This window comes from Methanoculleus sp. UBA430 (assembly GCF_002506585.1).
In the GTDB taxonomy this organism is placed as follows: domain Archaea; phylum Halobacteriota; class Methanomicrobia; order Methanomicrobiales; family Methanoculleaceae; genus Methanoculleus.
On the sequence record NZ_DAXW01000009.1, the window covers coordinates 1 to 13,200 of the forward strand.

Consider the following 13,200-nt stretch of genomic DNA (forward strand, 5'->3'; position numbering starts at 1 on the left):
AAAAGTAGACCGACGTTGACAGGGGGCGGGAGGAGGCGCGAAGCGCCGGGTGGTGGGGGTCATTTGAGGGGTGGCGCAGGGCCACCCCTCCGTGCGAGGAGCGCGGTGCGGAGCACGGCGTGACGAGCACTTCCTAGCAGACGATGACCGGCGAGTTCCGAGCCGGTCATGGTCGTCTACGGCCCCAGACAGGAAGAGAAGATCAGGCAGACGCCACGACTGGAGGGCGGCGAGGGGGCACGGAGTGCAGCGCCGGAGGCGCGACCCTCGCTGACCGGAGGGAGTGTGGTCTGCCGGTCGAGGGTCCAGACCCGCGGGTTTTCTCTCAGGTAGACCGTGAACTGCACCACCCCGGCGAGAACTCGCGGTGGCGGGCGATGTGTTGAAAAATCCTTAAGACGAGTCTTGTTTTACAATTTTTCCGTAGCCTTTTTGCTCAAACTCTATTGCATCGTCCTTATTGATAGACCACGTACATCCGTATGGATTGGTGTATTTCCATCCACGTTGCGATACGAGGTCGGGCGTGGGCAGCACTTTCACAAATTCGAAGTACACCTTCTCCTCTTGCTCTCGCTTTCTATCGTTTGGTTTGTGGATCACTTGTTCTTGTTTTTTATTGTCCGGCTTATGGGTCACTTGCTCGATATCGTCCGGTTTATGGAGTGTCCCTCTCTCGATTGTGCGCACCACAATCTGGTTCTTTCTGCCATTATGTTCGAGATAGTGATCCAGGTCGTTGAATATTGACGAAAACCTTGCTTCGAGCTCTTTAAGGTCTCTCACCTGTTCACGGATTGAGGATATCTGATTCTCTGAGACGAGGTCGAGTTCCCTATATTTACCTTCAGAATAGGAATTGGTCTTCCACACAAACCCGTTTTTTGGGGAGTAGACCTTCCAGAGAGCATCCTTGAATCTTTTGAATAATGCGTACATTAAGTTGATCTCTTCTCTCAGAGTTGTAGGATTGTCCCAGGTATTGCTTTTAAACACCGCATAGAGTCTCTTCAGGTCGCGTCGATAACAGTAGTATTTGTCCTTCAACTCGGTGAGCTCGTGCAGGACGGGTAACACAGAGTCTCTTAATCTGGCACATCTCTGGTGTTGCGCCTTAACATCAGCGAGATAATGCGAGTAATCCCCGTTCAGCACATACCAGACCCATTCCCTCAATCCTGTCGAGGGGTTTTTTGTTGTACATAGCGTCTTGTTGTCGGAGTTGATGCCAATAGTACGGATACCCTTTCGAACGTAGTAAAGCCTTTCGTGGGTTAAACGAAGGTCGCTTCTATCGATGTTCTGAAAGTTCAAAGGGATCTCATAGTCCCCCCACGCTTCATAATAGGGCTGAGGATCTAGGTAGTTTCTCAAGAGCCAGTAGGACTCGATTCCATCCCGGGCGTACTTCTCCTCCCGTTCCTGAAGTTCCTCCTGGCTGATCTTACTGAGCTGGATCTCAAACACCACGCTCCGTTCTCCCCTCGTTGCGTAGACATCTGCCCGCCAGTCGCCAGCCGGCGACTGGTATTCGGGTTGAGCATCCCATCCTTCTGCTTTGCAGATCTGGTAAATCTGGTTCTTGAGTCTTAAGTGGTTGAGCGATTCCGGCTCTCCCCCACACTCGTCAGATCTGTGAGCATGGTAGAAGTGTTTGAGGCCGCACTTCGACGTTCTGAGATGCCCGCTCATCCCGCAGCAGGGCATTGTTATAGTGAGGCCTTTTCTATGCTGAGCCTTGAGTTCGCTCCATTCGCTATCAGATAGATCGGGGGCGATAACCCTTTCACCGTTGATGATTGCTGAAAGCGGAATGTTGACCACCTCCTTGTTCCTGATGAAGTTTCAAGATATCCCTGCGCTGGATCTCCAGGGTATCGGCTCCTGCATCAGGCCGCCCCCTCCACAACCGCGACCTCATCCTCCGTGAGCCCATGCAATTCATACACCAGCCGATTGATTCGTTACTCTATCCTGCCAACATGAGCACCTATGGCAGTGCATTTTAGCACTTCCAACTGTCGTCAAATACATATGATGGCAAACTTACAACCACGCTGTCCGGGCATTTCTCTGTGCGCCTCTTTAGTTCTTCACATTGAACAGCAAGAGTCAAGTAGATTAGTGCAGAACGAGCAAGTTTAAGAAGTTTTAATGTTTTAACTTCAAAGTCACTGCGATATAGAGAATGGGCCAGTGAATCAATAAGACCTATTGAAAAAAATTCGTCTTCATCAGATTTGCTCCACTCAGGGAGGTGAAGTTTCAGATATTTATGTTCCAAGTGATTTCTTATCTCACGCAGATCCTTTGCCTCAGGCTCAATCGAATCCCTAAATGCGTCTTTCTCCTCATAGTCCTCATAGAAATCTTTACTCAACCAAAACAGACCTCGAAGAGGCAGGTTCTCCTTATGGTAGAAGTCTTCCCTAAGTATGTCTCGACGGCCCTTCTTAACATACCAGATTTTTCTGAAAGAGATGTCCCTTTCAGAGATGTCTAAGTCAAGGTATTTTCGCAAGAAGAAAGCGAGTTTGTCGAACAGTGAATACACCATTCGGTATGCTATTTTTACCTTCTCAACAGCTAAACCATAGGAGGGATAGTCCAGAGTGTTATAAAGAAGAACATCTTTATCAGAAAAGTGTAATTCACTGCTATTTATCCCATCAAAGAAAAGATATCGAGCAGAAACGAACTCTTGCTTCATTTGATTGAAGAGACCGATGTAATATGGGCCTTCATTGATGCCGACTACAATTGACGGCATAGAAATGATGTCACGCGCTCCGATTGAATAGGGTCCCAGGTCATTAAGCGGGTTGAGAAACAGCCTGTTGTTTAAACACCATTGCCGATATTCTATCTCTGATTCGGAATCCCCTAAGGAGAACGAACTCATATCAAAGTAGGATGTGAGAAACTCGCGTTGAAATGCCGCTTCAATTCTTTTCACATCTTTTTCAAAGGCTTTTTTCGCGTCGATATGAAGGTCGCCTTCCAGCGCTTTCTTAAGCAGCGAATATGCCTGCTTGATGAAGACTCCCCTATGCCCATCATCGCTGAGATAATCTGAATAAACAAGAAGCCCCTTTCCCTTTGTTCCTAGAGCCATGGAGAACGATGGATCGATACATAGTGCCTTGTCTCGGTATTCGATCCCTTCAGCAACTCTACCCACCAGATTCATGAGGTTTCCATAATTTGTCCACACTTGACACTGCCTTTGAGCAGGTAGGATCTCTGGATCTCCGGCCGTATGGTGGCAACCATACTTGGCTGCTAAACGAATGTGAATAATCTCTTTCTCAAGTTCTTCCTGTTCCCATTCCCACGCTTTAGTAAAATCTACTCTTTGTAACTTTTGTCGATTAGCCCAGGCATTAGCAAGGAAATAATGCGTGAGTGCCCGCATCTCCTGTGTGAGATTTCTATCGAGGAACTCGTCCGCGAGTCTCAATGCTGTTTCTATCCCATCATTTCTCTGTAAATCCAAAGACAAATCTACTAGATCACCGAGAATCTCCAGCGCCTCAGCATCAGTGAAAGACTCTAACATTTGGGTGGCAAGGAGGGAATTGAAGTATTCTTTGTAATCCATCATGAGCACATCAATTCTGGTTATCGTCAGCCTCGTTATTGACCGATTTTTTCCACAACCGCGATCTCCTCCTCCGTCAGCCCATACAACTCATACACCAGCCTATCGATCTGCCGGTCGGTCGCGTCGATCATCCCAGCGAGCACCTCCTTCTCGTGCGAGACCTTCGCCGCCACGAGGCGTTTGTTCAGGTCGAGCATCTTCTCGACGAGGGCGACGATCTGGTCGTGGTGGGCGACGTCGGCGGGGCAAGCCCATTTTCGGGCGAACCACGGCAGAGGGTGATCAGCCCGCCTCGTCATCAAGCATCTGCCTGACTGCAACCTGCAGTTCCGGGATCTTGTTCTTGACGACGTCCCACACGATCTCATTGTGGATCCCGAAATATGCGTGGATGAGGATATCCCGCATCCCTGCAGCCTTTCTCCAGGAAATATCGGCATGTTTGCATTTGAGCGGTTCGGGGATGAGTTTCACGGCCTCGCCGATGACCATGAGGTTCCTGATCACTCCGTCCTGCACCAGGTCGTTTGCCAGGAACTCCTCGTAGTCCATTTCCCGGGTATACCGTTCAATCCTCCTGATAGCCTCAAGGATATCACGGAGATAGAGGTTATATTCCCGGGACATACCTGACGCTCGGAAGGATGTGTGGTGCAAGAGCCGGTTTTATGGCATCGCGGTCGACGAGGTCGACTCTTCTCCCGAAGAGATCTTCGAGGAAGAACTTGAGGTCCATGTACGTGTCAAAAGAGCGCCCCCCTTCCCTGAACTCGATGAGGATATCGATATCGCTCTCTTCGCGCTCTTCGCCCCGGGCAAACGACCCGAAGACCCCGATCCGCCGAACGCCGAGGCTCCTGATCCGTTCGCGGTGTTCCGCCAGCGCTCTGAGGATGCCGTCAGCCGTAAGCATGTCGTATCATACTCCTGTTACCCGCCGATCAGGATAACGCTTTTCCCCCAGGGGTTGCCGGCCGGAGCGTCGGCCACTCCGGCTGGCAGGCAACTGCGACGTAACGCTTCGCACTATCGGCACGGGAGACCCAGGACGATGCCCATCCTTTGCGATCGAGCAGAGCGATAATGCTCTACCATGAACGTTGTGCATGCGTTGACAAATTCCCGGTCCGGCCGGGGCTCGACCGGGCAGGTCGCCTTCTTCCGGAACCTGTTCTATGCCATCTGCATAGCGATCCTACTGCTCGGGCTGTTTATCATGGACATCTCGATCACCTGGAAGATGCGGTACGACCAGTATTCGCAGGATTACTCGTATGGGGGGGACTAGCCTCCTATAAGCATAAGAGCCTAGGCGCGCGGGGGTTAAACCCTGCCCCCTCCCACTCGGGATGAAGCAGGGGAATACACCTTATTTTACAGCGAGATTTCCCAAATTGGACCGTTAATTTTAAGCTCTCATCCGCCATAACCCGTATCATGGTTCAGTCAGATGTTAAAGAGGGTAACCCGAAAGGGAAACGCAAGAGGAAGTATATCCCCGGATTAGCGTGTCTAAAGTTCACACCTGACGAGTACTGGAGCCCGGAGGAGGCACAAAGACTCTACGAAGGACCGCCTCATTCTCCCGTCCGGCAGGACACCATCTGTTTCGAGGACTGCATCAAGGGAATGGAGCGGATGCCCCCGGAGAGCGTGGATCTGGTCGTCGCGGATCCTCCGTTCGGTATTGACTTCTCAGGCAAAGAGCCAATTTACAACAGAAACCGCGATTTAGTGGTAGACTCGTATCATGAAATCGATGCCGATTATGGGGAGTTCACGGAACAATGGATGGCGTCGCTGCAGAAGGTCATGAAACCGCATGCAACAGCCTATGTTTTCAGTGGATGGAATCATCTCGAGGATGTCCTACGGGGGGCACGGCTCAGCGGTCTCACCACGATCAACCATATTATCTGGAAGTATCAGTTCGGGGTCTTTACAAAGAGAAAATACGTAACAAGCCACTATCACGTTTTACTGCTTGCCAAAGACCCAAACAAATACTACTTCAACAAAATAGAACATTATCCGCTGGATGTCTGGGACATTAACCGGAAGTATAAGGTCGGGGAAGTCAAGAACGGCACTACGTTACCCCTTGAAGTAGTTAAGCAATGCATCGAGTTCAGTTCCAAACCGGGCGATCTGGTATTCGATCCGTTCATGGGGATGGGAACTACCGCGGTTGCTGCAAAATCTGTCTGGCGGCATTTCTTCGGATTTGAGAAAAACGAGTTAATGCAGCCGGTTATTGATGAGCGGCTCGATTCTACAACCCCAGGGAAGAATTACACAACCTTGCAGGAGATAAAACGAAAAAATATTGATAAGGCAAAAGAGAAGTACCCGCTAGCGATTAAATACTTGAAAAAGGCGGGTGTGGAAATAGATGCGGAATCCTAGGGAAGAGGCGGAACTGATCGTAGAGGCATTGTTCGAGGACTATGGAACGGGTGGAATCACACGAGGAGAGTGCCCCGGAGTAGATGGAAGAGAAGCCATCCTGGAGATGAAGGAAGCAGGTTTCCCCGGTTGGCAAGAGGTAGAATGGCCAGGGTTTCACGTAAAGTTTCTCGTCCAGAGGGAATGTAGAGAGAAACTCAACGGCGAGGTGCAGCCATACGACCTTGATAAAAAGAGACACCTCGTACGGGGTGATTATGTCTGGGACACCCGGTTCCATGCAAATGAGAGATCGGACGATATCCCTCTGGGGGATGTGAAGGGGTATAACGACCTGGTGAAGGAGCACGGCGGTATCGGCCTCCTTGTTGTAGATGCTGCGGTCGTTAAGGATGAAAACGGCGACTTCAGACGATGGCACGAAGAGCTGAAAGGCGGATCGAGCGAGTATTCTCTAGAACGCGAACGCGATGGGAGACCGCCGCGCGAGCGGAAGTCGAGGTATTTGATAGTAGGAGTTTACGCCTACTTCTTCACCCTCGATGATCTGAACAAAGGCATCATGGACGGCTGGACCGATGACGATTTCCAGCGCACCATGAGAAATGCTAATGGAGCACGCCGGAAGTCAAAATACCTCCTCAAGGGTAGTGAAATCCCAGATGAACACCTACTGTTCGTTAAAAATTTCAATATGGATCCAGAAGAGTTCGAGGAGCAGTTCCCCGGGAATACATAACCTATTTTCTTCGAGCTCTTCTAGTAGCGTAACGTATCTTCTGAAAAATTGAATTGACCCTGGATCCAACCTAAATTTGTATAAAGGAGAAACAGGGCCATGGATCCCTTAGCGTTTATCGAAGATTATTTTCCGATCAGGAAGACGGCATGAGTGCCCTCATCTCCTGTGTGAGATTTCTATCGAGGAACTCGTCCGCGAGTCTCAACGCTGTGTCTATCCCCTTATTCCTTTGGAGATCCGGATACAAATCTACTAAACTACCGATAATCTCCAGTGCATTATCACCAGTAAAAGACCCTAACGTTTGGGTGGCAAGGAGGGAATTGAGGTATTCTTTGTAATCTATCATATAGCACATCAATCCTGACTATAGTCAGCCTCGTTACTGACCGATTTTTTCCACAACCGCGATCTCCTCCTCCGTCAGCCCGTACAACTCATACACCAGCCTGTCGATCTGCCGGTCGGTCGCGTCGATCATCCCGGCGAGCACCTCCTTCTCGTGCGAGACCTTCGCCGCCGCGAGGCGCTTGTGCAGGTCGAGCATCTTTTCGACGAGGGCGACCATGCGACCATGGCGGAAAGGCAGTTGAATGAGGGATGAGTCCGGCATGAATACTGGAAAAGTAAGATCCATTCCCGTCCTCCTACTATGGTTGTAACACCCGGTCATACGGTCAAACTTTCCACATGCCCGGTAGGCTGCTTATCGGGGGTGTATTTCGCAATGATTCCCTCGACATCAGCCGTGTTGAATGAAACATCACAGTGCCAGGTGCCGAACCCGCCGTGCCCGTTGACGGCACGAACCCATTCTGCAAGGGCGGCCCGCTTTGCCTTATTCTGCTGGCTGTCCTGGCCCTTCGTCTCCAGTACCAGGTATTCGCCGTTCTCAAGCCGGATCAGGTAGTCCGGGCGATACCTTCGCACGTAACCCTGGTAGAGATAGAAGATCTCAAACCCGAGATGGTCGTTCTTGGCCCATGCCTGCACCGCAGGGTTCCGGTCGAGGGCGAAGGCCTCGGTGGCCTCCCAGGTGCTGTCGTAGACGCAGAAGTTGATCTGCGATTTTGCGGTCTCGCCACAGGGTTTGGTGGTATACCAGACCGGCATGTCGGCGGTCGAGCGGATGGGGCGTGCCGGATCGAGGACCGGCACGATGGCTTCGGTGTTCATCTCGCGGATCTGCTCGTAGATGTGCTGGACGACCTTGTTCATGTTGAGGATGAGCAGAACCCGCCGGCGCGTGTCGTCGGTACTGAAGATGAGGGGGGCGAATTTGACCTTATCGGAGCGGAGGAACCGATCGATGATGCCGACCAACTGCCCGACGAGGTCGGCGGCGGTACCCCGCCACTCCGGGCGCATCTGGTCGAGGAGGTCCCGGGTTGTCTCGAAGATGATCCGCTGGAGCCTGATCCGGCCGAGTTCCTCAAGGTCGATAGTGGTGACCCGGTCGACGGCGGGTTTACCATCGATGACCGGAGCGAGTTCGGCGATCCGCGGCGTCTGGGCGGCGTCGAGGACGAGGGGTTTTGCGGTCTCTATATCGAGGGCGAGCCGTGGCCGGTAGGTGTGCTCGACCCGGAGCACGTTCGGCCAGGTGATCTCGTGCTTCCGGCGGGAGGGGAGCGACTCGATCCGGGTCTTGGGTTTCTCCGGCCTCGGCGGGGCGTCGTCTCCCCCTTCGTGGGGGAGGAAGGTGAAGGGGATGCCGAAGATGTTGACGTACTCGGGCGAGAAGAGGCCTGTCTCCTCATCGACATCGTAACTGGTGCGCCGGAGCCCCCGGCCGATGACCTGTTCGCAGAGGAGCTGGCTGGAGAAGGCCCGGAGGCCCATGATATGCGTGACCGTCCGGGCGTCCCAGCCCTCGGAGAGCATACCGACGGAGATGACATTCTGGATCTTCTCGCCCGGCTCACCATATTTCCCGACGGTGTCGACCTGCTGCCGGAGGTAGAGTGCCATCTCTTTCTTGGTGCGGGGCCGGTTCTCCTCTTCATCCTCGCCTGTTGTGATAGTCAGGGGTTCGTCGAGGGCTTCGGCCTCTTTGAGCACCTTTGAGTCGATGTGGAGGATTCTGCTGCTGTCGCAGAGGTCGTCGATGCGGATCTTTCTGTGGGTGAAAGCATAGGCGATCCTCGCGGCGGTCTCGGTGGTGTTCGCGACGGTGATCATGACCGGCGGGGTCCGGTAGCCGGCCGCTTCCCATTCTTTCTTCTTCTCCAGCCAGTCGAGGCCGAGGAAGTAGTAGGCGGTGTTGAGGAGATCGGGGAGGGGTTCGGATTCTTCGGCGCCTTTGCGGGTGAGGTCGTCGTAGACCTCAGGATCTGTGTAGATGTGGTAGAATCGTGACCGGTAGTCCTCGGGCCGCGGGTTGGCGTCGTCGCGGATGACGACGCGGGGGGTTTTGACGAGGCCCGACTCGATGGCGTCGTTCAAGGAGAAGTCGCTGACGATCCAGGTGAAGAGGGCTTCTTCGTCGCTCCTTTTTCCGCTCGGGGCAAAGGGCGTGGCGGTGAAGTCGAAACAGGAGAGGATGTTCCTTGCCTGGTGGATGCGGTCGAGGCCCTGGATCCAGACGGTGGCTTGATCGATCTCATCTTTTGCGACCCCTTTGACCTTCGACTCGGCCGGGACCCGCCAGGCATGGTGAGCCTCGTCGTTAATGACGATGAGGTTGTTATGCCGGGCCATGTCGCCGAGGACTTCACGGACATAGGCCTCGTCGCTCTTTGGACCGCGTTTGTCGACGCTCTTCCTCTTCTGGATCTGCTCTGCACTCTCCCAGGCGAGCGCGTGCCAGTTCTGGACAAGGACTTTCCCCTGCCTGAGGTTCTCTGCAAGGCCGGGCGGGACGATGGCGAAGGCGTCGTAGTAGTTGCCCTCGGAGGAGGGGACGAGGACGGAGAGGCGGCTTTTGACAGTGAGGCCGGGGGCGATGACGAGGACGTTTCTGGAGTAACGGGGGTCAGCGGGGTAGGCTGTCTTGTTGAGGACCTGCCAGGCGATGAGCATGGCCATGACGACGGTCTTGCCGGTGCCGGTGGCCATCTTGCAGCAGTACCTGGAGAAGCCGCCGCCGTCGCCCTCGATATCGATCCCGGTCTTTTCCGCGGCTGGCGCCTCGGTGAGCCAGATGAGCGTCTCGATGGCTTCGAGCTGGCAGAAGAAGAAGGGCATGCCTCCCCGTTCCTGGTCCTGCCAGTACTCGAGGAGGCGGCGGGTGATGCCGGTGACGCCGGGGTAGCCGGCCTCCCGCCAGGCCTTGACTCGCGGCCGGATCTGGTTGACGAGGAGGATCTCGTAGAAGACGCCGGGGTCATCGAAGGCGCTGGAGCCCTGCGTGGCGACGATGTAACCTGCCTTTCGCCGGCCCTTAACGAGGTCGAAAGTGCGGGCGGTCCGGTCGTAGTGCCAATGGCAGGCGGGTTCGGTGTAGGGCGAGGTGACGATGAGGCGGTCGATGGTCTTCTGCGGCATGGGTCATGCCTCCAGGCCGTCCAGCTCCCGCTCGACGATGGACTCGATGCCCCGGTCGTCGATGATCTTGACGGCGATACGCCGCTTTTTGCCGGGTTTGAAGGGAAGGGAGACGGTGCCACGGTAGGCCTCGATCTTCTCTTCATCAAGTTCGGCCTTGAGGCTCTTCTGGAGTTTTGCCCAGCCGTCGTCTTTGCCGGCCATGGGGAAGAAGACCTGCCGGGGGAAGAGGCTGCGGCCGTCGTAGTCGGGATCAAGCATCCACATGGCAATCTTCTCGGGACCGCCGCCGTCGACGGTGCCTTTGCGGGTGTCGTAGTAGTCGAAGCCGTTGACGGAGAGGAGGATCGTGCCGGCTTCAGGCCCCTCGGTGATCAGGTTTAAGGTGACGTCGGGCTGGCCGATGAGCCAGAAACTCTCATCGCTGGAGCGTTTCTTCTTAAGGTCGTCGGTCTGGAGGTCGGTGTTCATCTGGACTTTGAGGAGGGTGACGCCGGGCCAGTTGGTCTCATCGATGTCTTTTGCGGCTTCGGGATCGAACTGGAAGGCGGCGAAGACGAGGATCTCGGGGCGGGGGACAAGACGCTGTGCCTCTTTGAGCGCCATCTCGACCTGCCGGGCATCGAGGGCGGCGTGTTCGGGGCCGAAGGAGACGGCGACCTGCTTTTGAGTATCGTCCGCGGTCTCGCCGTGGGCGTGGAGTCACCGGGTGCCGCCGAGGGGTTCGAGCCGGGCGAAGGCGATCCGCTGACCGCTCCTGCCGCGGATGCCGGTGGCGAGGAGCTGGGTCCGCCATTCGTCCTGCCGGAGAGATTCGCCGGTGCGAGCGGCGGAGTCGTCGGCCGGGAGGGCTGCGGGGGTGTCGCCGGTGAGCGGTTCGACGGTGGGAGCGGGGACAGCCTCGACGGTGAAGGGGCCGGTGACGCGGACTTTCGTTTTGTCGCTCACGGGATCGTCGTAGAGGGTCTCCTGGGGGGCGTTTCGCTGGATGCTCTCGTCAATTTCGGCCTGCCGTTTCCTCCGGGCGGCGAGGAACTTTGTATGGGCTTTCTGTGCCGCTTCCAGCCAAGCGGGATCGGGGTCGAAGGGGACCTCCCATTCCTCGTAGGAGGTTTTTGCGGTGGCATTGAGAGCGGCGAGTGCGGCCTCGACCTTCGGCCGGTGCTTCTCGTAGATGGCGTCGATCTCGGGGTTGTTCGCGATAGATTTGAGCGTGATGTGCGGGACGGTCTTATAGACAAACCCGCTCCCGACGCCCTCCTCGGGATGGGCGAGGTTGTAGTAGTCGAAGACGGCGGTCATGAGCCGCTGCTTGGCGAGGGTGACGGCGACGCGGGAGGTGTCGCAGGTGATCCACCGCCGGCCCCACTTCTCGGCAACATAGGCGGTGGTCCCGGAGCCGCAGGTGGGGTCGAGGACGAGGTCGCCGGGGTCGGTGGTCATCAGAATACACCGTTGGAGGATAGAAGTTCCTGTTTGAACGACGTACCGCTTTGGATCTGAACGACTTTGAACGGAACCCCCAATGTCATACCAAAGATTGTTTATCGGTGTGAGTACGAAGTCATCAAAGAACCTGATATAGTTTAACGTACTCTTCGAAGCCTGGATTCTCCTGCTTTTTCTCAGCCTCTCCATACCTTCAGGGAAGGTCGCTTTCCAGTGGCTTCCCTGCTTTGGGCGATAAACAGATCCTTCGAACTCAAATGGGGTATCCTCACTTGCTGCACCTTGACTTTGGATATTGTCTAAACGATAGATCCTACTTTGCTTTTCAATCGAAATATCGCCAAATTTTTCTTCCTTCCGAAGCGCACGTCTTATCCCACTAGAAAGTTCGATTTGATCGTATTTACTCCCACCATCTCCAAGAGGGCTCTCCTTTTCGGTGAACAACGAATGGAACTTAATGCTTGAAGCATCCTTACAGTACCAGATTAGGTAATCACCTGCACGGCTCAGCGTTTTACTAGGGAAACCACCTGTTGTTGTGTATGCGATAATGCTGATGAAGTTCCCCTTCCCAAACACCTCATCCATGATCTCCCGCACATGATGTACGTTCTCGTCCGAGATCTGCACAAACACGCTCCCGCTCTCGGTCAGGAGTTCCCGGGCGAGCAGCAACCTGTCTCGCAGGTACGTCAGGTATGAGTGTAGCCCTAACTCCCAAGTATCTCGGAAGGCCCTGATCATCTCAGGCTCGCTCGTGAGGTCCTCGTCCTTGCCGTCCTTCACGTCCCGCTTGTTCACGAAGGGCTGGAAGTTTGATCCATACGTGATCCCGTAGGGCGGGTCGATGTAGATCATTTGCACTTTCCCGGCCATCCCCTCCTTCTCCAGCAGGGAGTTCATGACGAGCAGGGAGTCGCCGGCGACGAGGCGGTTGCTCCAGTTATGCCTGTGGCGGTAGAACTCCACCGCCTCCCGCAGCGGCGGGTTTTCGATCGAGAACTCAAAGAGTGAGGCCTGCCGGTGGTCGCCGTTGCTGCCCTTCGCCGCCCTGATGATCGTCCGCGGGTCGATCCGCTCATGGACGTGGAGGGATACCGTCGGGACCTCGAAGGAGGTGTGCTCGGCCTTCCCCGCCCACTGGAGCTGCGGGTCGAGGTGAGGGTCGTAGGAGTAGGTCTTTGTGCCGTAATTGGGTTCGGTTGCCGCGCTGACCAGTCCCGCCGGCGGGTTATTCAGCCGACAGGTCCCCTTATGGTCGTATTGCTCGATTGGTTTCGTCTGCGGGGATGATTTCTTCGCCATAGTTCACATTTTGCGTTACTGCATCAGACCCATTAAATGTTGCCGATTGTGAATGCGATATTTTATAGGTGGTTTTTACCAGAAAAAACGTCAGATATTCAAGATTTATCCCATCTGTTCCGGCGGTGATCCGGTCAGGTGCGGGATCATTGCAGGCAATGGAACCAAGAAGGCGCGCGCCGGCCGTCCGAGAGAACCCCGCCAG

13 protein-coding genes are annotated in these 13,200 nt (G+C 54.7%); 3 read left to right on the forward strand and 10 right to left on the reverse strand.

Annotated features, from left to right (window positions below; genetic code table 11):
- Positions 1-393: 393 nt before the first annotated feature.
- The 5 genes from BRA49_RS06220 to BRA49_RS06240 all read right to left on the reverse strand — a co-directional run bounded on the left by BRA49_RS06220 (position 394) and on the right by BRA49_RS06240 (position 4,517).
- Complete coding sequence (locus BRA49_RS06220; protein WP_292384438.1) at positions 394-1,824, reverse strand: competence protein CoiA; 1,431 nt, start codon at positions 1,822-1,824, stop codon at positions 394-396.
- A gap of 181 nt (positions 1,825-2,005) precedes the next feature.
- On the reverse strand, positions 2,006-3,604 hold the full coding sequence (locus BRA49_RS06225) for an LA2681 family HEPN domain-containing protein (RefSeq protein ID WP_292384440.1): 1,599 nt from the start codon (positions 3,602-3,604) through the stop codon (positions 2,006-2,008).
- A 32-nt stretch (positions 3,605-3,636) separates the two neighbouring features.
- Positions 3,637-3,903 (reverse strand): hypothetical protein, encoded by a 267-nt coding sequence (locus tag BRA49_RS06230; protein ID WP_292384442.1) that lies wholly within the window; start codon positions 3,901-3,903, stop codon positions 3,637-3,639.
- A complete protein-coding gene (locus BRA49_RS06235) occupies positions 3,887-4,231 on the reverse strand; it encodes a DUF86 domain-containing protein (protein ID WP_292384443.1) in 345 nt (114 codons plus the stop codon). The genes BRA49_RS06230 and BRA49_RS06235 overlap by 17 nt, the downstream gene beginning before the upstream one ends.
- Positions 4,215-4,517 (reverse strand): nucleotidyltransferase family protein, encoded by a 303-nt coding sequence (locus BRA49_RS06240; protein WP_292384444.1) that lies wholly within the window; start codon positions 4,515-4,517, stop codon positions 4,215-4,217. The genes BRA49_RS06235 and BRA49_RS06240 overlap by 17 nt, the downstream gene beginning before the upstream one ends.
- 180 nt (positions 4,518-4,697) lie before the next feature.
- Between BRA49_RS06240 and BRA49_RS06245 the strand changes: the two genes are divergently transcribed.
- The 3 genes from BRA49_RS06245 (at position 4,698) to BRA49_RS06255 (ending at position 6,749) form a co-directional block, all read left to right on the forward strand.
- Positions 4,698-4,892 (forward strand): hypothetical protein, encoded by a 195-nt coding sequence (locus BRA49_RS06245; protein ID WP_292384445.1) that lies wholly within the window; start codon positions 4,698-4,700, stop codon positions 4,890-4,892.
- Positions 4,893-5,041: 149 nt separating this feature from the next.
- Positions 5,042-6,010, forward strand: a complete 969-nt coding sequence (locus BRA49_RS06250; protein ID WP_292384447.1) for a DNA-methyltransferase — start codon at positions 5,042-5,044, stop codon at positions 6,008-6,010.
- Positions 5,997-6,749: a hypothetical protein gene (locus tag BRA49_RS06255; RefSeq protein WP_292384449.1), complete on the forward strand. Its 753-nt coding sequence runs from the start codon at positions 5,997-5,999 to the stop codon at positions 6,747-6,749. The genes BRA49_RS06250 and BRA49_RS06255 overlap by 14 nt, the downstream gene beginning before the upstream one ends.
- Before the next feature lie 136 nt (positions 6,750-6,885).
- On the opposite strand, the gene BRA49_RS06260 is transcribed toward BRA49_RS06255, so the two are convergent.
- The 5 genes from BRA49_RS06260 to BRA49_RS06280 form a co-directional block, all read right to left on the reverse strand.
- Entirely contained in the window at positions 6,886-7,101 is a 216-nt protein-coding gene (locus tag BRA49_RS06260; protein ID WP_292384450.1) for a hypothetical protein, read from the reverse strand.
- Between the two features lie 33 nt (positions 7,102-7,134).
- On the reverse strand, positions 7,135-7,389 hold the full coding sequence (locus BRA49_RS06265; RefSeq protein WP_292384452.1) for a hypothetical protein: 255 nt from the start codon (positions 7,387-7,389) through the stop codon (positions 7,135-7,137).
- A 32-nt stretch (positions 7,390-7,421) separates the two neighbouring features.
- The gene (locus BRA49_RS06270) at positions 7,422-10,238 is read right to left on the reverse strand and encodes a BPTD_3080 family restriction endonuclease (RefSeq protein ID WP_292384454.1); all 2,817 of its coding nucleotides are present in this window, start codon (positions 10,236-10,238) and stop codon (positions 7,422-7,424) included.
- A 3-nt stretch (positions 10,239-10,241) separates the two neighbouring features.
- Positions 10,242-10,844, reverse strand: a complete 603-nt coding sequence (locus BRA49_RS06275; RefSeq protein WP_292384456.1) for a hypothetical protein — start codon at positions 10,842-10,844, stop codon at positions 10,242-10,244.
- A gap of 96 nt (positions 10,845-10,940) precedes the next feature.
- A complete protein-coding gene (locus tag BRA49_RS06280) occupies positions 10,941-12,995 on the reverse strand; it encodes a site-specific DNA-methyltransferase (RefSeq protein WP_292384457.1) in 2,055 nt (684 codons plus the stop codon).
- Positions 12,996-13,200 lie beyond the last annotated feature (205 nt).